Below are 21778 nucleotides of genomic sequence, written 5' to 3'. Positions count from 1 at the left end.
TCTCAGCGGGCCTCGAGGTGGGCCTGGATGGCCTCCATGACGGCCCGCGGCGAGGCCGAGCGGCTGAAGGTGGCCACCACCACCTGCTCGCCCTTCTCCTGGGGCTGCTCCAGGTGGCGGAACGTGGCGATGACGTAGCCGAGAGCGTGGTCCAGGAGCTCGAAGGGATCGTAGGCGCCACCTGCCCGCAGCCAGCCGCGCAGGACCTGGTTGTGCGCCGCCACGACGGAGGCGGCCATGAGCTCGGCCCGCAGGCCGGCGTCGGGCGAGTCGCCGAGCCATTCGCCGACAAACTCCCGGAACAGCCGCTGGTAGCGGGCCACGCTGGCGATCTCCCGGTCGCGCAGCGCGGGCACCTCCCGGACCAGGCGGTAACGGCGCAGCGACACCTCGGCGTCGTCGACGTAGTGGGCGAGCACGAGGCGTACGGCGTCGGTGATGGCCACGATCGCGGTGTCGGCGGCGGAGGCGCGCAGGCGGGTGTCGATCCTGGCCAGCAGCGCGTCGTGGTCGGGGAAGATCGCGTCTTCCTTGGAGTGGTAATGGCGGAAGAACGTGCTGCGGCTCACGCCCGCCCGGGCGGCGATGTCGTCCACGGTGGTGGCGTCGTAGCCGTTCTCGTCGAACAGGGCGACGGCGGCTTCGGCCAGGCGGTGGCTGATGCTCGGTTTCGGCACAGGGGCCATTCTTCCGGATTCAGGGGTGTCCAAAACGTACGGAACTCAGTACCGTACTTATGAAACTCAGTCCCATGGACGGTGATAGATGAGACCACCTGACACCGCGGGCAGCCTCGCCCGCCTGAAGGAGCGGCTCGACGAGGCCGTCCATGTCGCCGAGGCGCGGGCGGCGACCAAGCAGCACGCCAAGGGCAGGCTGACCGCCCGCGAGCGGATCGAGCGGCTGCTCGATCCCGGCTCGTTCGTCGAGCTGGACGCCCTCATGAAGGGCTCGCTCGGCTACGGCGACGGCGTGGTGACCGGGTACGGGACGGTGGACGGCCGCCAGGTGTGCGTGTTCTCGCAGGACTTCACGGTCGCGGGCGGCAGTCTGGGTGAGGTGTACGGGCAGAAGATCTGCAAGGTCATGGACCTGGCGATGCGCAACGGGTGCCCGATCGTCGGCATCAACGAGGGCGCCGGGGCGCGCATCCAGGAGGGTGTGGTCTCGCTCGGGCTGTACGGCGAGATCTTCCGCCGCAACATCCGCGCCTCCGGCGTGATCCCGCAGATCTCCCTCATCATGGGCGCCTGCGCGGGCGGTCACGTGTACTCGCCGGCACTCACCGACTTCACGGTCATGGTGGACGAGTCCTCGCACATGTTCGTCACGGGCCCGGACGTGATCAAGACCGTGACCGGCGAGGACGTCACGTTCGAGGAACTGGGCGGCGGGCGGGTGCACAACAGCCGCAGCGGTGTGGCCCACTACCTGGCGCCCGACGAGGACGACGCGCTGGACTACGTCCGGGCGTTGCTGTCGTACCTGCCGGACAACAACCTCGACGAGCCGCCGCACCCGGTGTTCGAGGCGGACCTGGAGGCCTCCGCCGACGACCTGGCGCTGGACGTGCTGGTCCCGGACTCGCCGAACCAGCCGTACGACATGCACGAGGTGATCGGCGCGCTGCTGGACGACGGGGAGTTCCTGGAGGTGCAGGCGCTGTTCGCGCCCAACATCGTGGTCGGCTTCGGCCGGATCGAGGGCCGGCCGGTCGGCGTGGTGGCCAACCAGCCGATGCGGCTGGCCGGGACGCTCGACATCGACGCCTCGGAGAAGGCCGCCCGGTTCGTGCGTACCTGCGATGCCTTCAGCGTCCCGGTGCTCACGCTGGTCGACGTGCCCGGCTTCCTGCCCGGCACCGACCAGGAGTGGAACGGCATCATCCGGCGCGGTGCCAAACTCCTCTACGCCTACGGCGAGGCCACCGTCCCGCTGGTCACGGTCATCACCCGCAAGGCCTACGGCGGCGCGTACGACGTGATGGGCTCCAAGCACCTGGGCGCCGACGTCAACCTGGCCTGGTCCACCGCCCAGATCGCGGTCATGGGCGCCCAGGGCGCGGTCAACATCCTGCACCGCAAGCGCCTGGCCGCCGCCGACGACCCCGACCCGCTGCGCGCCGAGCTGGTCCACGAGTACGAGGACACCCTCGCGACCCCGTACCTGGCGGCCGAACGCGGCTACGTGGACGCCGTCATCCGGCCGAGCGAGACCCGCCGCGAGGTGACCAGGGCGCTGCGGCTGCTGCGCGGCAAGCGCGACGCCCTGCCGCCCAAGAAGCACGGGAACATCCCGCTGTGAGCGACATCGAGGACGCCGAGCGTGCAGCCGACATCGAGGACGTCGAGCGTGCAGCCGGGATCGAGGACGTCGAGCGGACGCCTGGGGGCGAGGTGCGCGTGGTGAAGGGCGCTCCGACGCCGGAGGAGCTCGCCGCCCTCGTCGTGGCCCTGCGCCTGGTGCGACCGGCGGCCGACGCTCCGCGACCCGCCGTCACCCGCCCACGGCGCGTGCTGCGCCGTCCCCTCGTGCCAGGCCCGCGCGGTTGGCGGGAGTCGAGCTGGAACCTGGGAGGACACCTGTGAGCCTGCGCAAAGTGCTGATCGCCAACCGTGGCGAGATCGCCGTCCGCATCATCCGCGCCTGCCGGGACGCCGGCATCGGCTGCGTGGCCGTCTACGCCGATCCCGACCGCGACGCGCTGCACGCCCGCCTGATCGACGAGGCGTACGCGCTGGACGGCGCCACGCCGGGGGAGACGTACCTGTCGATCGACAAGATCATTGAAGTGGCGGCGCGGTCGGGCGCCGACGCCGTACATCCCGGTTATGGCTTTCTGGCGGAGAACGCCGCTTTCGCCCAGGCGGTCATCGACGCCGGGCTGGTCTGGATCGGCCCGCCACCGCACGCGATCACCGCCCTCGGCGACAAGGTCGAGGCCCGGCACATCGCCCAGAAGGTAGGGGCGCCGCTGGTGGCCGGAACGCCCGGCCCGGTGCCCGGGGTGGAGGAGGTGCTGGCGTTCGCGCGGGAGCATGGCCTGCCGATCGCCATCAAGGCGGCGTTCGGCGGCGGCGGGCGCGGGCTCAAGGTCGCCCGCACCCTGGAGGAGATCCCCGACCTGTACGACAGCGCGGTCCGCGAGGCGGTGGCGGCCTTCGGGCGCGGCGAGTGCTTCGTCGAGCGCTACCTCGACCGGCCTCGCCACGTCGAGACCCAGTGCCTGGCCGACGCCCACGGCGGCGTGGTCGTGGTCAGCACCCGCGACTGCTCGCTCCAGCGCCGCCACCAGAAGCTGGTCGAAGAGGCGCCCGCGCCGTTCCTCAGCACGGAGCAGGAGGCCCTGCTGCGCGACAGCTCCAAGGCCATCCTGCGTGAGGCCGGCTACGTCGGCGCCGGGACCTGCGAGTTCCTCGTCGGCCAGGACGGCACGATCTCCTTCCTGGAGGTCAACACCCGCCTGCAGGTCGAGCACCCGGTCAGCGAGGAGGTCACCGGCATCGACCTCGTACGCGAGATGTTCCGCATCGCCGAAGGCGAGCCGCTGGGCTATGACGACCCGCCGGCTCGCGGTCACTCGATCGAGTTCCGGATCAACGCAGAGGACCCCGGCCGCGGCTTCCTGCCCGCCCCCGGCACCATCACCCGCTGGCAGGCCCCCTCAGGCCCCGGCGTCCGCCTCGACGGCGGCTACGAGCAGGGCGAGACCGTGCCCGGCTCCTTCGACTCCCTGGTCGCCAAGCTGATCGTCACCGGCGCCAGCCGCGAGCAGGCGCTCCAGCGCGCCCGCCGGGCGCTGGCCGAGTTCGAGGTCGACGGCATGCCCACCGCGCTGCCCTTCCACCGGGCGGTCGTGGACGACGCGGCGTTCACCGCCGAGCCGTTCACCGTCCACACCCGCTGGATCGAGACCGAGTTCGACAACCAGCTCGCCCCCTACGCCGGACCGGCCGCAACGGCGGAACCGGCGGAGCGGGACCGGATCACCGTCGAGGTGGCGGGCAAGCGACTGGAAGTCGTCCTGCCCGCCGGCCTCACCGGCCCGCAGAGCGCCGGTACGCCCAGGGCCGCCGCCCCGCGCCGCCGGGGCGCGAGTGCCGTGCGGTCCGCGCCCAGCGGAGACGCCCTGGTCAGCCCGATGCAGGGCACCATCGTCAAGCTGGTGGCCGCCGACGGCGACACCGTGCGCGACGGCGACACCATCGTGGTCCTGGAGGCCATGAAGATGGAGCAGCCGCTCACCGCGCACAAGGCCGGCACCGTGGTCGGAATGTCCGCCCAAGTGGGCGCCACGGTCGCGGCGGGCGCGGTGATCTGCGAGATCAAGGACCCTTCCTGACCCTGAAAGCTTCATGCGTGACCTTGGGATTGCGGCTCGCGGGCGCTCGTTGAGTTGACATCCCTTTGACGGTGCCTCTTCCTCGGTGGCGACGAGAGGAAGGGGGGAACGCGACATGTTCGTACGCAAGCATGCGGGCGCCGCGCTGCTGGCGGCTACGGCGATCGTCTGCGGAGCCGTACCGCAGGCCGCGCGGGCGGCGGCCGTACCCGTCGCCGGTGGCGTCTACCAGCTCAAGGTGACCAAGAGCGGCCAGTGCCTGGACGTGGCGGGCGGTTCGCAGGACAACGGCGGCCTGCTGCAGCAGTGGGGTTGCTCAGGAGCCGCCTGGCAGCAGTTCACCGTCGTCTCGGCCGGTTCCGGCGTCTACACTCTTCGCGGCGTCAACAGCGGGCGTTGCGTGGACGTGCCCGGCGGGGCGGCCACCAGCGGGATCACCGGTTACGGCAACTACTCGCGCGGCGCCACCAAGATGGTGATCGAGAACAGCTACTACGACAACGTCAAGGATCCCTACTACCCCGACGCCACCGCCCAGCTCCGCCAGAGCGGCAGCGTCTGTGTCAGCTGCACGGGCAAGAGCGCCACCAGCGGCTCGGCCTTCACCCCCGGCTCGTTCTACTCCTACACCCTCGACCCGGCCGCCGACGTCCCGTCCCTGCTCAGAACCTACGCGGGACCCCAGGCGAACATCGGCACCTGACGCTCCCGTCGCGGGCCGCGCGCGTCCATCAGCTGTGACGCGGGCGGCCCGTCATCGCGCGTGAGTCAGCCGGACGTATCCGTACGGGTTGAAGAACAGATCGTCCTCGTCGTAACCGTCGCACGCGCCGGTGCGCAGCGACCAGCGGGGCGCGTCCTCGGTCATCCTGAAGCCGGCGCCGTCCTCGATCTCCGCCGCGCGTGGGTCGGTCAGCAGGTAGATCGCCAGCGTGTCCAGGTGCGCGACCAGCTCAGGCAACTCGTCCTTCGCCGGAGGCTCCGCACCGACCTCGATCTCCACCTCGGGCGCGCCGAGCAGGTGCATGCCGCAGCTGTAGAGCACCTGGCCGTCGTACAGCGGCCGCTTCACCCAGGCGGCGACGAGCGCGCCGGCCAGGCCCTCGTCCGTGACGTCGGCCTGGCCCTCGCCTGTGACGTCGGCCAGGCTTTCGTCCGTCATGTCGGCCGCTTGGTCGGCCAGTGCGAGCCAGCGGTCCCGGCCGTGCGTGATCCCGCTGCTCTCGTTCTTCACCGCCGTGGCACCGGCCCGCAGCAGGGCGGCCGTCACCGCCAGCAGCCGCCGGGATGTGTCGAAGGCCAGTTCCCGCATCATCGGCGCGGACAGCAAGTAGCCGACCGTGTCGTGCGACTCGACCGCGGCCCAGTCCGCCTCGTCGAACGAGGCCGCCGCCATACTGGCCTTGAACGCCTCCGGCATCCTGGGGTCGGGTTCGGCCTCGGAGTACTCACGGTCGAGGACGAACCCGCCGAAGCCGGAGGCGATCCGTTCCATCTCCGAAAGGGCCAGCCCGGAGCCGAGTACGCACAGGACATGCCTGGGGAACGCTTCACTCATCCCGGTACATTAGCGATCAGACCTACCCGCCCGTGTGGTGGATGGTGATCTCGCTCAGCGTCGGCCGTCGGTCAGCTTCTCGATGAGGGACCGCGGGATCCGCCGGGAGTGGCTTCACCGCTGGAGCCGGGTGTCGGCCTGGGCCAGGAAGACGTCGAGCACCCCGTCGCCGACCTGCGGCTGGGCCGCGCCCCAGCGGTTGCGCGGCGGGCTGACCCGGATCGCGCGGGCCTGTCGCTGCAGGTCACGCGACTCGGCGAGCAACGTGCCGGCCTTGGTCTCGTCTCCGGCCCGCCGAGCCTGGAGCGCGTCGAGCATGGTCACCAGCGCCCTGCCCCACAGCTCGGTGGCGGTCAGCCATGACGCGGCGTCATCGGTGAAGCCCTTCTGCACCGACCCGCCGCGGATGGTGGCCGGCGCCGTGGCGATGGCCTTCGCGTACGGACGCAGCGCGGCGATCGCGTCGGCGGGTCTCCCGCCGTCCCATGCCCGCCAGAACGCGGCCACCCGCGCGGCGAGCTCGGGTGCCTGGGGCTGCCATGGGGTGCCGCCGAAGGTCGGAGCCATGTGCTCCAGGTCGCCGAAGACCAGCAGGGCCTCGGTGGCCGCCTTGTCGCCGCCGGCGAGATAGGCCATCGCCCGCGGCCAGCTCTTCTTCGCGTCGTACGCTCTGTCGTTCCAGGTGAAGTCCGCGGCGCCGAAGACCGCGACCTTGCTCGCGTACGGCTGGTTCATCGGGTTGGCCACGATGCCCGACAGGTGCGCGGCCAGGCCGCCCTCACGCTTGTCGTAGGGGGCCAGGAGCAGCCGGCCGCTGGTGTTGCCGTAGTCGTTGACCGGGTAGTTGTCCCAGACGAACACCTTGCGGCCGAACAGCTCCGCCGCCTTCTCAGCCTGCGCGTTGGTGATCTCTGGAGGCACGGTGTCGGTGCCGGTCCACATCACCTCGATCGCGGGATCGAGGGAGGCCCGCATGGTCTGCTTGTACGTGGTGTCGGTCAGATCGCCGTACTCGGTGGGCACCATCTGCAGCCGCTGGGCGCCCTCGTGGGTGGCGATGAAGTTTCGCTGCAGGTCGTTGAGCAGATCGACCTGGGCCTTCGCCGCGGCGGTGCGCCCGGCCGCGCCGTACGCGGCCTCATCCGCCGCGCAGTTCCAGCTGGTGTAGCTGATGTCGTCCAGCGGGATGGAGAACGCCCTGGCGCCCAGGTCGTAGAGCGCCTGCAGCTTCCGCTTGAGGATGTCGCGGTCCGCGCTGTCGGAGTAGCAGATCGACACGCCCGGGGACAGCGCGAAGGTGAAGCGGACATGGTTCGCGTCGGCCCGTGCCACCAGCTCGCCCAGCTCGGCGAGCTTGGCCGCCGGGTAGGGGTCGCGCCACTTGTCGCGGTGGTAGGGATCGTCCTTGGGAGCGTAGATGTAGGTGTTGGCCTTGACGTCGCCGTAGAAGTTCATCTGGTCGAGGCGTTCGGCGTGTGTCCACGGCGCGCCGTAGAAACCCTCGATGGTGCCGCGCAGCGGCATGGACGGGAAGTCGCTGACCTGGACCCCCGCCACCTTCCAGCCGTCACCGGTGCGGACGAACAACTGGCGCAGCGTCTGTACGGCATAGAACTGGCCCGCCGCGTCCCTGCCGCCGAGAGCGATCTGGCGCGGCCCGCCGCCGGAGACCCGTAACGCGTATCCCTCCGCCTTGTCGGGCACGACCGTGTCGCCGAGCGCCCGCGCGATGTCCGGGCGTGCCGCGGGGCCGAGGCGCACCGTGAGCAGGCCGGCCGTGGGAATCCTGTCAGGGGTGATGATGTCCACCCGGCCGGCGCCGTGTGCCTTGAGTTCCCGTACGAGGCGGTCGCGAGCGGCGGGGTCGGTCTGGTCGTCGGCGATCACGAGCGCCCGGCTGGTGACGACGGCGGCCGTTCCGACGCCGCTCAGTGACTGCGGAGTCGGCGACACCGAGGGCAAGGAAGGAACGGCATAGGCCGCGGGGATGGGTAAGAGTGCCCCGGCGCACAGGGTCGCGGCCAGTGCGAGGACCGCGGTGGGGGTGATCTTGCGTCTGCTCACGAAACTCTCCATTCGTCGGTGTCGGCTGGAGGGGCGGTGCTGGCGCGGAGTACGAGGGCGGGGGTGGGAGCCTGCACCGCACGGGGTTCCGGGCGCTCGGCCATCACGTGCAGCAGTTCGGTCGCGGTGAGGGTGCCGAGCGCGAACGTGTCGCGGGTCAGTGCGGTGATCGGGGGATGCGGCAGCTGGGTGAGGATGGAGTCGTCGAAGGACACGATGGAGACGTCGCCCGGGACTCGTACGGCCATCTCAGTGGCCACACCCAGCCCGGCCGCCGCCATGACGTCGCTGTCGTAGATGATCGCCGTGCACGGAGGGCTCGACGCCAGCAGCCGGCGCGTGGCCGAGGCGCCCTGAGTGTCGGAGTAGTCGGTCGCCACGCTCACGATGTCGATGCCGAGCCTCTCGCGCCCGTCGGCGATGGCCTGGAGACGGCGTCGCGTGTGCTGGTAGGAGGGAATGCCGCCGACGTGGCCGATGTGCCGGTGGCCGAGCCCGGCGAGGTACGCGAGGACGCGCGTCATCGCCGCGTGGTCGTCGACCCAGACGCTGCTCAGCGGCAAGGGGGCCCCGTGGCCGCCCAGGACGACGGCGGGAATGCGGAGGTCGGCGACGAGCTGAGGCCGGACGTCGTCCACCGCGAGGTCGAAGATCACGAGCCCGTCGACCCGGTACTCGGCGGCCCAGCGGCGATAGACCGCCACCTCCGCCTGGGTGTCCTCGACGATGAGAAGTTGCGTGGCGATGCCCTCGTTGGACAGGCGGGACTGCAGGCCGGACAGGACGTGCGCGAAGAAGGGCTCGACGCCCAGCGTGCGGGCCGGACGGGCGATGACGATGCCGACCGCGTCGTTGTTGGCCCCCTTGAGGGCGCGGGCGGCGCGGTGCGGGCGCCAGTTGAGCTCCTCGGCGACGTCGAGGATGCGCTTGCGCGTCGCGTCGCTGATGCCGGGACGGGCGTTGAACGCCAGTGACACCGCCGAGACGGAGACGCCCGCCAGCCGCGCGATGTCGGTGCTCCGCAGCCGGGCCGGTGCGGCGCTCGCGGGAGGGTCCGATGAAGCGGCGGCGTCCTGGGGCGGAACCTCATCTTTCGGCGGCATCGCTCCTCCATCGTCGTTACGCAAACGAGACGATCCTCCCCGGTGACCTTGGGGACTCAAACGTATTAGTCTGCGGTCACTCAGGACAACTAAAACGTATCAGGCATATTGTCATATCTCCGCTACGGAGAGGTACGAGATGCACAACCACCTCAGCCGCACGCTTGAGCGGCTCGCCCGCGTGAAGCGCGAACGGATCCTGTCCCGGACGCACACCCGGCTGGCGGGTGTCGAGGTCGAGGCATGGACGGTCGCGGACGACGGTGAGCCGGTCAGCGCCCGGCATGCCCTCGGGCTCGCCCACGACCCCGGCCGCACCCCTCCCGGCTACCGCCCCTTCCCCCTGGGCGCGGCGTGGGGGGAGGCGTGGTCGACGACCTGGTTCCGGATCCGGGGCACGGTCGAGCCGCAGGGGGACACCCCCGTCGACCTCGTGCTCGACCTGGGCTGGTTCGACCACTCCGTGGGCGGTCATTGCGAGGGACTGGTCTTCACCCCGGACGGCACGATCGTCAAGGGCCTGCACCCTCGGCAGTCCGCCATCCGGTTACGAGGTGACGGGGCCGTCCCCGGTCTGCTCGACGCCGACGGCGCGTTCCTGCTCTACGTCGAGGCGGCGGCGAACCCCCTGCTGCTCGGGTTACCGCCGTTCGTGGTCACCGAGCTGGGGGAGAAGCGGGCGGAGGAGCCGTTCGAGCAGTTCAGGCTGCGCCGCGCGGAGGTCGCCGCGTTCTCGCCCGAGATCCACGCCCTGAGCTGTGACCTGGACGTCGCCGGCGGACTCGCCGCCGAGCTGAGCGCGGACGAGCCGCGTCACTGGCGGCTGCTGCGCGCGATAGAGGAGGCCCTGGACGCCTACGACGAGGCGGACGCCGAGGCCGGCGCCCGGCGGGCGCGCGCGATCCTCGCCCCGCTCCTGGCCGCGCCCGCGCACGCCAGCGCCCACCGGATCACCGCCGTCGGGCACGCGCACATGGACACGGCGTGGCTGTGGCCGCTGCGCGAGACGGTGCGCAAGCTCGCCCGTACGGTCTCCAACGCGCTCGCCCTGCTCGACGCGGACCCCTCGCTGGTCTACACGATGTCGGCGGCACAGCACTTCAGCTGGCTCGAAGAGCACTATCCGGCGCTGTTCGAGAGGGTGCGACACCATGTCGAGCAGGGCCGGTTCGTACCGGTCGGCGGCATGTGGGTCGAGGCGGACGGCGTCATTCCCACCGGCGAGTCCATGGTGCGCCAGCTGACCTACGGCAAGAGGTACTTCATCGACCGATTCGGCAGGGAACCACGGGAGATGTGGCTGCCCGACTCGTTCGGCTACTCGGGCGCCCTGCCGCAGCTGGCCCGCCGGGCCGGGTCCCGCTGGTTCCTGACCCAGAAGATCTCCTGGAACGACACCACGGTCTTCCCGCACCACTCCTTCTGGTGGGAGGGCATCGACGGCACGCGGATCTTCACCCACTTCCCGCCCGCGGAGACGTACGCCGCCGAGGTGACCGCCGCCGAGCTCCGGCACGCGGTCACCACCTTCAAGGACAAGGCGATCGCCTCCCATTCGCTGCTGCCCTACGGTTACGGCGACGGAGGCGGCGGACCCACCAGGGAGATGGTCGAGCGGTTGCGCCGCTTCGCCGATCTGGAAGGCGCGCCCCGCGTGACCTCCAGGTCTCCGGCGGAGTTCTTCCAGGAGGCCGAGGCCGAACTGCGTGACGCCGGGCCGCTGGAGCCGGTCTACCGTGGCGAGCTCTACCTGGAGCTGCACCGGGGCACCCTGACCTCGCAGGCGGCCATGAAGCGGCACAACCGGCGCTGCGAGTCGCTGCTGCGGGCGGCGGAATATCTCAGCGCGGCGGCGAGCGCACTGCGCGGGGCGCCCTATCCGCACGCGGACCTTGACGACATCTGGCGCACCGTGCTGCTGCACCAGTTCCACGACATCCTCCCGGGCACCTCGATCGCCTGGGTGCACCGCGAGGCCCGCGACACCTACCGGGCGCTCGAGGAACGGCTGAACGACCTGATCAAGCAGGCGAGCGCGGCGCTGGGCGACGCTGAACCCGGCGTCGTAGGGAGTGTGCTTCCCCCGTTCGCCACAGCGGAACCGGACGCGCGTGTCGTCGAGGTCACCGACGACGGCGGCACCGTACTGGAGGACTGCCTGCTGCGGGTCGTGATCGGCGACGACGGCCACGTCACCTCGCTCCTCGACCTGCGCGGCGGCCGGGAGGTCGTCCCGCCCGGCCGGCGCCTCAACGAGCTGCAGCTCTTCCGTGACGAGCCGGTGCGCTGGGACGCCTGGGACGTGGACCGGCACGCGCTGCGCCACCCCCAGGTGCTCGACCAGGTCACCAGCCGCAGAGTGGTCCGCGACGGGCCCGACGCCGGGGTGGAGGTGGTCCGGCGGGTCGGCACGTCGACGATCACGCTGACCATGTGGCTGCGCGCCGGCACCGGCCGGTTCGAGACCGAGTGCGCCATCGACTGGCAGGAGCGCGAACGCCTGCTGAAGGTGGCCGTCCCGGTGCGGGTCATGGCGCGGACCGCGCGGTTCGAGACCCAGTACGGATACGTCGAACGTCCGCTGCTGTCGAACACCGCGACCGACGAGGCGATGTTCGAGACGGCGATGCACCGCTACGTCCAGGTGGGCGACGGTGACTTCGGCGTCGCGATCGTCAACGACTCGATGTACGGAGCCGACGCCCGCGCCGACGGCGACTCCACCGTGGTCCGGCTGTCCCTGCTGCGGAGCGCCCGCTTCCCCGACCCCCGCGCCGACATGGGCACCCATGCCTTCCGCTGGGCGGTGCTGCCCGGCGCGGACGTGCCCGCCGCGGCCGAGGCCGCCTACGCCTTCAACGCGCCCGACATCGCCGGGCTGTCGCGGCTGGCACCGCTGGTGCGGCTGGAACTGCTCACCGGGCACGCGCTCATCGACTGGGTCAAGCAGGCCGACGACGGCTCCGGGGACCTGGTCGTCCGGGTGTACGAGACGCGGGGCGGACGGGCGAGCGCACGGCTGCACTGCCGCGAGGAGCTCGCCACGGGAGCCGTCCTGTGGGAGACCGACCTGCTCGAACGCGAGCTCGGCGGCGAACGCGAGCCCCGCGACGAACGCGAGCCCGGCGGCGACGAGGACCTGTTGCCCGTGGCCCTGGCCGGGGGACGCCGTCCCGTGAGCGAGGCCCGGCTGGAGCTCGGCCCCTTCCAGGTGGCGACCCTGCGGATCGCCGCCCCTCACGCATCACCTAAGGAGGACCCCCAATGACCAGAATCGGAAGAGGCTGGACCGGCGTCGCGGCACTCGCCCTGGGATCGCTGCTGCTGTCCGGCTGCGGCGGCGGTGACACGGCGCCGAAGGCGTCGGGCGGAAAGCTGTCGGGATCGATCGCGTTCCAGACCTGGAACCTGAAGAACGACAAGTTCACGCCCTACTTCACCGAGCTCATCGCCGCCTTCGAGAAGGCCAATCCGGGCACCGACATCAAGTGGGTGGACCAGCCCGCCGAGGGCTACCAGGACAAACTGTCCGCCGACGCCGCGGCGGGAGCGCTCCCCGACGTCGTCGACATGGGCCCCGAGGCCGCCTACACCCTGGCCCAGGCGGGCGTCCTGCTCGACCTCAACAAGGCCGACCCCCAGGCCAAGGGCCTGTTCCTGGACAAGGCGTGGCAGGCGATGACGTTCAGCGGTCTGGGCGGCGGGACCTACGGCTACCCGTGGTACCTGAACACCGGGCCGTCGTTCTTCAACACGGCGCTGTTCAAGAAGTGCGGCCTGGACCCGGCCAAGCTGCCCGCCACCTATGACGAGCTGTTCACCCAGGCCGAGACCATGGCCAAGAACTGCTCGGACGTGTCGATGATCGTCAGGATGCCGGCCATCGAGAACTTCGGCGAGTACGGCGTGCCCCTCATGGACGCCGCGGGCAAGCAGTTCACCTACAACGACGCCAAGGGCGTGGAGTTCGTCGAGCGCTACAAGAAGCTGTACGCCGGCCGGGGCCTGACCCAGGAGTCGCTGAACAACCTCCAGACCAAGGAGGTGGAGGAGTTCAAGGCCGGGCGGCTGGCGTACCTGTCGGGCAGCTCGTACACGCTCAATGACCTGAAGGACACCGCGCCCGACATCTACAAGAATCTCGGGATCGGGCCGCGGATCAGCACCGCCGCGCCCAACATGTACATCGAGTCGCTCGTCGTGAACGCCACCGGCAAGAACCAGCCGCTGGCCATGGCCTTCGCCAAGTACGTGACCAACCCCGCCAACCAGCTCGCCTTCGGCAAGAAGGCCTCGGTGTTCCCCTCCACGGCCGGGTCGATGGACGACGAGTACTTCACCAAGGACGACGGCGACCCCGCCACGAAGGTGCGGCTGGAGAGCGCCGCCCAGGTCAAGAAGGCGATCGTGTGGTGGCCCCCGGCGTTCTCCGGCTCGACCGACGCCGAGACGCTGCGCGAGCAGATCGCCCAGGCGCTGCTGGGCAAGAAGACGGTGAAAGAGGCGCTGGACGCGTCGGTGAAGTACTCCAACGACCGGCTGGCCTCGCACGGATGACGACCAAGCACAAGGCGTCCCCGCCACGCGGCGGGGACACCGCTCTGGCCACCCATCGGTGGCGCGTGACCCCATGGTTGTTCCTGCTGCCGGGGCTGGCCGTCGTCACGCTGCTGGTCCTCGTGCCGTTCCTGAACACGTTGCGGCTGGCGTTCACGGACTCGATGCTGCTGCGGCCGGGGGACTTCGTCGGGCTGGACAACTTCCGGCGGATGTTCGACGACGAGCGGTTCGGCACCGCGCTGCTGAACTCCAGCCTGTACGTGGTGTGCGTCGTGCCGTTCATGGTGGTGCTGCCGCTCGTTCTCGCCGCGCTGCTCAGCGGCGCCGGGCGGCTCATGGGGTTCTTCCGGACCACCATGTACCTGCCGGTGATCATGTCGCCGGTGATCGTCGGCTTGATCTGGACGAACCTGCTCGACAAGCAGGGCCTGGTGAACGAGCTGCTCGGCACGCTCAAGATGGTCGCCCAGCCGGTGCCGTTCCTCACCGACCGCTGGCTGCTGCTGTTCAGCGCGATGTTCGTCACCGTGTGGACGGGCCTGGGCTACTACATGGTCATCTACCTGGCCGCGCTGGCGAACATCGACCCGAGCCTGTACGACGCGGCGGCGATGGACGGAGCCGGCCCGGTGCGGACCTTCCTGAACGTCACCGTTCCGGGCGTGCGCTCGACGATGGCGCTCATCGGCGTCCTGTCCTCCGTGGCGGCCTTCCGGGTCTTCGGTGAGATCTACGTGCTCACCGACGGCACCGGCGGGGTGGGCGGCGGCGATCTCACGATGACCATGCTCATCCAGCGCGAAGGCACCGGCCTGCAGGCGCGTACCGGATACGCCGGCGCGATCAGCCTGGTCATGTCCGTCATCCTCGGCGCGCTGCTGATCGCGCAGCTCGTCATGCAGCGCAAGCAGAGGACCTTCTGATGCCCACCTCCGCCGCCGGACGGCGGCGCGTCACGCCGGGCCTCGTCGGCCGCTACCTGATCCTCATCCTGATGGCCGTGCTGCTGGCCGGCCCCCTGATCTGGCAGCTCTCGCTGTCGCTCAAGGGCGCCGGCGACGACTTGTACGCCCGGCCGCCCGAGCTGATCCCCGGCCATCCCACGCCGGCGAACTTCGCCACGGTGCTCGACCGCATCCCCGTACCCCACTACCTGGTCAACTCGCTGATGGTGGCCGCCATGGCCGTCGCGGGCAACGTGGTGGGGGCCACCTGCGCCGGCTACGCCCTGGGCAAGCTGCGCTTCCGCGGACGCGGGGTGGCGGCCGGGATCTTCGTCGCGGCCCTGCTCGTCCCTGCCGAGACCGTCCTCATCTCCCAGTTCCTGCTGGTCAGGGGGGCCGGTCTGGCCAACACCCTGCTGGGCGTCGTCCTGCCGACGATCGTGGCCGCACTGAACGTGCTGCTGATGCGCAACGCGTTCGCCAACCTGCCCGCCGAGTTCGACGAGGCGGCCGTCATCGACGGCGCCAACGCCTGGCAGCGGTTCATCCGCGTCTCCGTCCCCCAGGTCAAGGGCGTCATCACGGTCGTGGCGATCTTCGCCTTCGTCGGCTCGTGGAACGACTTCCTGTGGCCCCTCATCGTGCTGTCCGACGAGGACAACTACACCCTCACCGTCGGACTGAACCGCCTGCGCGGCACCTTCTACGACGATCCACGCCTCATCGCGGCCGGCACGATCATCGCCTTGGTGCCCATCGTCACGTTCTTCGCCATGTTGCAGCGCTACTTCTTCCGCGGGCTCGAAGCGGGAGGCTTGAAAGGGTGAAATGCTGAGATTCGGGGTCAACTACACGCCTTCCCGGGACTGGTTCTACTCCTGGCTGGATCCGGACTGGGCGGTCACCCGGCGCGACATGGCGGCCCTGGCCGGTCTCGGCCTGGACCACGTCCGGGTCATGCCGCTGTGGCCCGTTCTGCAACCGAACCGGACGCTGATCCGCCGCCGCGCCCTCGACGACGTGCGCCGCGTCGTGGAGATCGCCGGCGAGGCCGGCCTCGACGCCAGTGTGGACGTGCTGCAGGGACACCTGTCGGGGTTCGACTTCGTGCCGAGCTGGCTGACGGACTGGCACCGGCGCAGCATGTTCACCGACCCCGACGCGATCGCCGCGCAGGCCGACCTGGTCGAGGCGCTCGACGGGCACCTGTACGACCTGCCCAACTTCCTCGGCCTGACCCTGGGCAACGAGGTCAACCAGTTCACCTCCGCCCTGCACCCGAGCCCGATGCCGGCCACCGCGCGACAGGTCACGGCCTGGCTCCGGTCGCTGCACGGCGAAGGCCCGCGCGACCAGCGTCATTTCCGGCTGAACGCCGAATACGACGCCGTCTGGTACGCCGACGGTCACGCCTTCACCCCCGCGCACTCCGCCCGGCACGGCCAGATGAGCGTGATCCACTCGTGGATCTTCAACGGCACGGCGCAGGGGTACGGCGCGATGTCGCACGAGAGCGTCAGCCACGCCGCGTACCTCATCGAGCTGTCACGCGCCTTCGCCCTCGACCCGGCCCGCCCGGTGTGGCTGCAGGAGGTCGGCGCGCCGCTCAACCACCTCACCGAGGACCAGGCGCCGGACTTCTGCGAGGGAACCGTGCGCGCGGCGGCCGACAGCGACGCCCTGTGGGGTATCACGTGGTGGTGCTCGCACGACGTGGAACGCGGGCTGGCCGACTTCCCCGGCCTGGAGTACAGCCTCGGCCTGATCGGCGCCGACGCCACCGTCAAGCCGATCGGCAGGCGCTTCGCCGAACTGGCCGCCGAACTGCGGCACCGTCCGCGCCCTTCACCACGGCGGGAGGCGGTCGTCGTACCGGTCGACTCCGAGGACGTTCCCGTGTCCCGGGCGGAGCTGTCGCCCGGTGGCGGCGTCTTCGAGACCTGGATGGACCGCGCCCGCGCCGGATCCCGCCCTGCTCTGGTCACCTCCACGGTCGCGGGCGACCCGTCGGCGCTGCGGGCTCGCGGCGTCGAACGGCTCGTCCACGCCGAGCCGACGGGGCGTACGTTCTACAGCTCCGTCAGCGACGCGGAGGTACTCAACCGGACGGCCGCGCATGCGGAACGCTGAGCCTGCGGAGCCGCTGCTCGCCGGGCCCGGGGAGCCGCGCACGCGGCGCGATGAGCCGGTGGAGCCGCTGCTCGCCGGGTCCGTCGAACGGCTGCTCGGCGAGTTGTCCCTGCGGGAGAAGGTCGGCCAGCTCAACCAGCGGCTCTTCGGCTGGCAGGCCGTCGAGCGGGCTCTCGGAGGCGGGTTCCGGCTCACCGACCTCGCCCGCGCCGAGCTCGACCGGTGGGGCGGGCTCGGTGCGCTGTACGGGGTCTTCCGCGCCGACGCCTGGTCGGGCCGCTCGTGGGCCGACGGGATCCGGCCGGAGGAACGCGCCGAGGTCGCGGCCCTCGTCCAGGACGAGGTGTCGCGGGCCGGCGGGCACCGCATCGGGGTGCTGCTGTCGGAAGAAGCCCCGCACGGGCACCAGGCGCTGGGCGGGACGCTGCTGCCCACCAATCTCGCGGTGGCCGCGGGCTGGGATCCGGAGCTGCTGACCGAGGCCGCGGCCGCCGTCGCGGCCGAGCTCGCGGCGAGCGGGGTGCACCTGGCCCTGGTATCCGCCCTCGACCTGCTGCGCGACCCGCGCTGGGGCCGGGCGGAGGAGTGCTTCGGAGAGGATCCGCTGCTGGCGGCGGAACTCACCAGGGCGCTGGTGATCGGCATGCAGGGCAGCGATCGGGGCGCGGTGGGCCGCGACGGAGTCGCGATCGTGCTCAAGCACCTGGCCGCCCAAGGCGAAGCCGTCGGCGGGCGCAACGGCCAATCCGCCGTCATCGGCCCCCGTGACCTGCGCGAGCTGCATCTCCCGGCCGTCAGGGCCGCGGTGGAGGCCGGGGCCATGGGGTTCATGGCGGCCTACAACGACATCGACGGCGTGCCGTGCTGCGCCAACCGCGACCTCCTCACCGGCTTCCTGCGGGCCGAGTGCGGCTTCGACGGGATCGTCATGGCCGACGGCCTGGCCGTGGATCGGCTCGTCGCGATGACGGGCGACGCGACGACCGCCGCCGTGGCCGCGATCGAGGCCGGCGTGGATCTGTCGCTCTGGGACGACTCCTTCGGCCTGCTGGAACAGGCTGCCGCCGAGGACCCGCGAGTGGCCGAGCTGGTCGACGCCGCCTGCCGCCGAGTGCTCACACTCAAGCAGCGCGTCGGCCTCCTCGCCGACCGCCCACCCGAGACCGCTCGTGAAAAGCTCATCTTGGGGGCCGCCGACGGCCTCTCGCGTCGCCTGGCCCGGCAGTCGCTGGTCCTGCTCCACAACGCCGACAACCACCTGCCCCTCGATCGGCGGGCCCTGACCAAGGTGGTTCTCGCCGGTCCGAACGCCCGCGACGTCACCGCCCTGCTGGGCGACTACGTACCGCCCCTGCCCACGGGGTCGGCCGCCGGGCTGGACCTGGCACTGCGGCAGGCGCTACCGCAAGCCGAGGTGGTGTGCACATCCGGAGCACCCACGGCGGCCGAGCTGAGCGGCGCCGACGTCGTGATCCTGGCGCTCGGCGGGACGAGCCACCGCACGTACGCGGAGGACTTCGCCGCCAACGGGGCGATCACCGGCCAGGCGGCCGTCGCGACCGCCGGGGAGGGCGTCGACCTGGCCGACATATCCCTGCCGGGCGGTCAGGACGACCTGGTCGCCGCCGTCCGCGCGCAGGCCCGCTGCCCGGTGGTGGCCGTCGTCATCGCCGGTCGTCCGCACGTACTCACCGCTGCGCTGGCCCACACCGACGCCCTGCTGTGGGCCGGCTACCCCGGTCCGCACGGCGGCCACGCGATCGTCGACGCGCTGCTCGGCGACTACGAGCCGGTCGGCCGCCTGCCGTTCACCGCGCCACGCCATCCGGGGGCCGTGCCGGTACGCCACAACGACCGGCACCCGGCCCACGGCGTCTACCAGGACGCGCCGGACCCGGTGCTCTTTCCCTTCGGCTCCGGCCTGCGCTACCGGCCCGTACGGTTCGACCGCCTGACCGCGACGACGCACGCCGACACGGTCGAGGTCAGTGTCGAGGCCGTCAACCCCGGCGGCACCGAGGCCGAGGTCGTCGTGCCGCTGTTCGGGCGGCGTACCGGAGGCGTCGTACTGCCTCGCCTCCGCGAACTGCTCGCCTTCCGCAGGGTCACCGTCCCGCCGGGCGCCCGTACCACCGTCGTCTGGAACCTGCCCGCGGCGCGCTGCTTCGCCGAGGGCGCGACCGACCGGGCCGTCACCGACCTGTACGTCGAAGACCTGCACGCGACCATCCGTCCACCACTCAGACACCCCCAGGCCGCCATCCACGCCGGATCGGCCGAGCCCATTCCCGACAGTGAGGAGTTGTGATGGCCCGATCACACCGCAGACGGGCGACGACCCGTGCGGGCACCGCCACCTTGGCCGCCATGCTCGCCGTCGTGCTCGCCGCCGGCGGCGCCGCCGCCAGCGACACGCTGCCCTGGACGGGCGACAGCGCGGTCGGCGCCAACCAGCCCTACCAGCACGGCTACTCCGTCACCGACCTGCTGCGCTGGAACCCCGCCGACGACGCCCACGCCGAGCTCCTACGCGCCAAGGTGCCGCTCCAGAAGCGCAATGCCGCCAACGCCGCCACGCAACGCAACCCGGCGCTGCCCGCCGCCACCCAACAGCTCACCTTGGCGGGCGACTACGGCAACGCCTTCTTCGAAAGCCATCCCTACACCAACGAGTTCAGCCAGTACCTGTTCTCCTACTGGCAGTACGCCGACTTCTACGGCTCCTGGCACGGCATGCCCACCGAGGGGGTGCCGACGAGCTACTACGACCCGACCAAGGACTGGCGCGAGAAGTGGTTCGAGTTCGGGATGCTCAACCTGCCCAACCCCGGATACACCAACGCGGCGCACGCGAACGGGGTGCGCTCGCTGGGCTGCCTCTTCTTCTCCGACAACGACCGCGGCGACCAGACCTACAACGAGCTCCTGGTCCGTGACGCCGACGGCGGCTTCCCCGTCGCCGCCAAGCTGGTCCAGACGGCCAAGTTCTACGGCTTCGACGGCTACTTCATCAACCAGGAGGCGCGGGTCGCGCCGGCCGACATCCCGGTGTTCAAGGAGTTCCTGCGGGAACTGCGCGCGGGCGGCCTGTACGTGCAGTGGTACGACTCCATCGACAACTCCACCGGCGCCATTTCGTACCAGAACGAGTTCAACGCGGTCAACGGCCCGTTCGTGCGTGACGCGAAACTCGGCGACGTGTCCGACTCCATCTTCCTCAATTACTGGTGGAACAGGACCAAGCTCACCAATTCCAAGAGCTACGCCGCCGGCCTCGGCCTGGACTCCCGCAAGAGCGTCTTCGCCGGTGTCGAGGCCGGGCAGTACCAGTTCGACCAGCCGTACAACCTCGAAGACAACCTCGACGCCAACGGCGCGCCGATGAACGCCATCGCCACCCTCGGTGCCGACTTCGTCTCCTCCGACTACGCGAACAAGACCGACGACGCCGCCCAGCGGGACGTCTTCGACCGGGAACGCCGCTGGTGGACCGGCTCCTCAGCCGGCACCACCACGCCGGAGGGGACCTGGAAGGGCATCTCCAAGTACATCGCCGAACGCTCCGTCATCGGCGGCACCACGTTCGCCACCTCCTTCAACACCGGCCACGGCCTGTCCACCTGGACCAAGGGCCGGCTGTCCAACCAGCAGGAGTGGGGCAACATCAACCTCCAGGACATCCCGGTGACCTGGCAGTGGTGGGTGGACGCGGCCGGGACGCCGCTCAGCGCCGACTTCGACTACGGCCCCGCGTACACACCGGCTAGCCGGTTCTCCTACCAGAAGATCGGCGCCTACAACGGCGGCAGCTCCCTCGTCCTCAGCGGGACCCTCGACAGCGACAACACTGTACGTCTCTACAAGACGGACCTGCAGATCAACCAGCGCTCGACCCTCGACCTGACCTACAACAAGCCCTCGGCGAGCGACGATTCCGAGCTCCGGCTCGGCCTCGTCCTCGCCTCCGACCCGGGCAAGGTGATCCAGCTCCCGCTGACCGGCTCGGGCCGGCGTACCACGGGCTGGACGACCCGGTCGGCCGACCTGTCGGCGTACGCCGGTCAGAAGGTGGCCGCGCTCGGCCTGGTCGTCGCCGCGGGCGCCCGCCCCATCCCGGGGTATCAGGTCAACCTCGGCGCACTGGCCCTGCGCGACGGCAAGAATCACACCCCTGCCGCGCCGCAGGACCTACGCATCACCGAGCTGCTCCCCGCGACCGGCGAACTGTTCCTGTCCTGGAAGCGCTCCGGCTACGACAAGGTACGCCGCTACGACGTCTATCTGGACGACACCTACCTCGGCGGCGCCTACGACGACGTCTACTACGTCAAGCGCTTCCCGGCCACCTCGGGAACGATCAAGCTGGTGGCGGTCGGCCCGGACGGGTCGCAGAGCCCGGCGGCGACCACGTCGTTCGACCTGTCCACGGCGCCGGGCAAGGTGCAGGCGTCGGCGAAGCCGGACGGAACGCTGACGGCCGCTTGGACGCCTCCGGCGAGCGGCGGGCCCATCACGCTGAGGGTCCAAAGCCTCGACACCGCCCACCCGTACACCAAGGAGGTCGAACTCCCCGGAACGAGCTCGAGCACGACGCTGACCGGCGTACCCGTCAACGGCGACGGCTACCTCCTGACCCTGCGGTCGGGAACGGGCACGGCCACCGGAGCACGCGGGACGTTCGCCGACACCGAGATCAGCCCCTACCCGGCCTCGGCGGTGGCGATCAACGGGAACACGTTCACGTTCTCCCGGCCGGCTCTTCCGGACTGGCACACACTGACCGTCCTTGAGGACGGCCAGGCGAAGTCGTTCACGACGACTTACGGCTCGGGCGCCAAGCCGTACATCATCCGTGGCCGCACCACACGTGCCGCCGAGACGGTGACGATGTCCGGCGCCACCAGCAAGGTGGTCGCCATCCTGGAGGACTACGCCGGCAACAAGGCCACGACGGTGCTTCGCGGCAACTGATCACGAAGACGTGGGGGCGCCCGCGGGGGCCCCCCGCCATTTAGGGCGGGGCCGGGGGGCGCCCCCCCGGGGTAGCGCGGGGCCCGGGGGGGCCCCAAAGGAGGGC

The 21778-nt window shown here is 70.7% G+C and carries 15 protein-coding genes; 11 read left to right on the top strand and 4 right to left on the bottom strand.

Annotation, left to right across the window (positions count from 1 at the left end):
• Nucleotides 1–2: 2 nt before the first annotated feature.
• Nucleotides 3–677, bottom strand: a complete 675-nt coding sequence (locus AB0B61_RS52315; RefSeq protein ID WP_358448889.1) for a TetR family transcriptional regulator — start codon at nt 675–677, stop codon at nt 3–5.
• Nucleotides 678–765: 88 nt separating this feature from the next.
• On the opposite strand from AB0B61_RS52315, the gene AB0B61_RS52310 reads away from it, so the two are divergent.
• From AB0B61_RS52310 to AB0B61_RS52295, 4 genes are all read left to right on the top strand, one after another.
• Nucleotides 766–2304 carry an acyl-CoA carboxylase subunit beta gene (locus AB0B61_RS52310; protein WP_358448887.1) on the top strand — a complete coding sequence of 513 codons (1539 nt, stop codon included), beginning with the start codon at nt 766–768 and terminating at the stop codon, nt 2302–2304.
• On the top strand, nt 2301–2588 hold the full coding sequence (locus tag AB0B61_RS52305) for an acyl-CoA carboxylase subunit epsilon (RefSeq protein ID WP_358448885.1): 288 nt from the start codon (nt 2301–2303) through the stop codon (nt 2586–2588). Before AB0B61_RS52310 ends, AB0B61_RS52305 begins: the two co-directional genes overlap by 4 nt.
• A gap of 2 nt (nt 2589–2590) precedes the next feature.
• Entirely contained in the window at nt 2591–4342 is a 1752-nt protein-coding gene (locus AB0B61_RS52300; RefSeq protein WP_358448966.1) for a biotin carboxylase N-terminal domain-containing protein, read from the top strand.
• A 115-nt stretch (nt 4343–4457) separates the two neighbouring features.
• Entirely contained in the window at nt 4458–5045 is a 588-nt protein-coding gene (locus AB0B61_RS52295; RefSeq protein WP_358448883.1) for an RICIN domain-containing protein, read from the top strand.
• A gap of 51 nt (nt 5046–5096) precedes the next feature.
• On the opposite strand, the gene AB0B61_RS52290 is transcribed toward AB0B61_RS52295, so the two are convergent.
• The 3 genes from AB0B61_RS52290 to AB0B61_RS52280 all read right to left on the bottom strand — a co-directional run bounded on the left by AB0B61_RS52290 (nt 5097) and on the right by AB0B61_RS52280 (nt 9067).
• Nucleotides 5097–5900 carry a hypothetical protein gene (locus AB0B61_RS52290; protein WP_358448881.1) on the bottom strand — a complete coding sequence of 268 codons (804 nt, stop codon included), beginning with the start codon at nt 5898–5900 and terminating at the stop codon, nt 5097–5099.
• A 114-nt stretch (nt 5901–6014) separates the two neighbouring features.
• Complete coding sequence (locus AB0B61_RS52285) at nt 6015–7964, bottom strand: beta-N-acetylglucosaminidase domain-containing protein (protein ID WP_358448879.1); 1950 nt, start codon at nt 7962–7964, stop codon at nt 6015–6017.
• Nucleotides 7961–9067 carry a LacI family DNA-binding transcriptional regulator gene (locus tag AB0B61_RS52280; RefSeq protein ID WP_358448877.1) on the bottom strand — a complete coding sequence of 369 codons (1107 nt, stop codon included), beginning with the start codon at nt 9065–9067 and terminating at the stop codon, nt 7961–7963. The genes AB0B61_RS52285 and AB0B61_RS52280 overlap by 4 nt, the downstream gene beginning before the upstream one ends.
• A 139-nt stretch (nt 9068–9206) precedes the next feature.
• Here AB0B61_RS52280 and AB0B61_RS52275 point away from each other — a divergent pair, with 139 nt between their 5' ends.
• The 7 genes from AB0B61_RS52275 to AB0B61_RS52245 are packed head-to-tail and all read left to right on the top strand — an operon-like array spanning nt 9207 to nt 21672.
• Nucleotides 9207–12335 carry a glycoside hydrolase family 38 C-terminal domain-containing protein gene (locus AB0B61_RS52275; protein ID WP_358448875.1) on the top strand — a complete coding sequence of 1043 codons (3129 nt, stop codon included), beginning with the start codon at nt 9207–9209 and terminating at the stop codon, nt 12333–12335.
• Nucleotides 12332–13624 carry an extracellular solute-binding protein gene (locus AB0B61_RS52270; protein WP_358448873.1) on the top strand — a complete coding sequence of 431 codons (1293 nt, stop codon included), beginning with the start codon at nt 12332–12334 and terminating at the stop codon, nt 13622–13624. Before AB0B61_RS52275 ends, AB0B61_RS52270 begins: the two co-directional genes overlap by 4 nt.
• The gene (locus tag AB0B61_RS52265) at nt 13621–14550 is read left to right on the top strand and encodes a sugar ABC transporter permease (protein ID WP_358448871.1); all 930 of its coding nucleotides are present in this window, start codon (nt 13621–13623) and stop codon (nt 14548–14550) included. Before AB0B61_RS52270 ends, AB0B61_RS52265 begins: the two co-directional genes overlap by 4 nt.
• Nucleotides 14550–15398, top strand: coding sequence for a carbohydrate ABC transporter permease (locus AB0B61_RS52260; protein WP_358448869.1), 849 nt, complete (start codon nt 14550–14552; stop codon nt 15396–15398). Before AB0B61_RS52265 ends, AB0B61_RS52260 begins: the two co-directional genes overlap by 1 nt.
• Before the next feature lies 1 nt (nt 15399).
• Entirely contained in the window at nt 15400–16701 is a 1302-nt protein-coding gene (locus AB0B61_RS52255) for a glycosyl hydrolase (protein ID WP_358448867.1), read from the top strand.
• Nucleotides 16688–19009, top strand: a complete 2322-nt coding sequence (locus AB0B61_RS52250; protein WP_358448865.1) for a glycoside hydrolase family 3 N-terminal domain-containing protein — start codon at nt 16688–16690, stop codon at nt 19007–19009. The genes AB0B61_RS52255 and AB0B61_RS52250 overlap by 14 nt, the downstream gene beginning before the upstream one ends.
• A complete protein-coding gene (locus AB0B61_RS52245; RefSeq protein WP_358448863.1) occupies nt 19009–21672 on the top strand; it encodes a hypothetical protein in 2664 nt (887 codons plus the stop codon). The genes AB0B61_RS52250 and AB0B61_RS52245 overlap by 1 nt, the downstream gene beginning before the upstream one ends.
• Nucleotides 21673–21778 lie beyond the last annotated feature (106 nt).

Source organism: Nonomuraea sp. NPDC049158, assembly GCF_040648335.1.
GTDB lineage: Bacteria > Actinomycetota > Actinomycetes > Streptosporangiales > Streptosporangiaceae > Nonomuraea.
The sequence above is the reverse complement of the archived record's forward strand: the minus strand, read 5'-3'. Positions and strand labels throughout refer to the sequence as shown.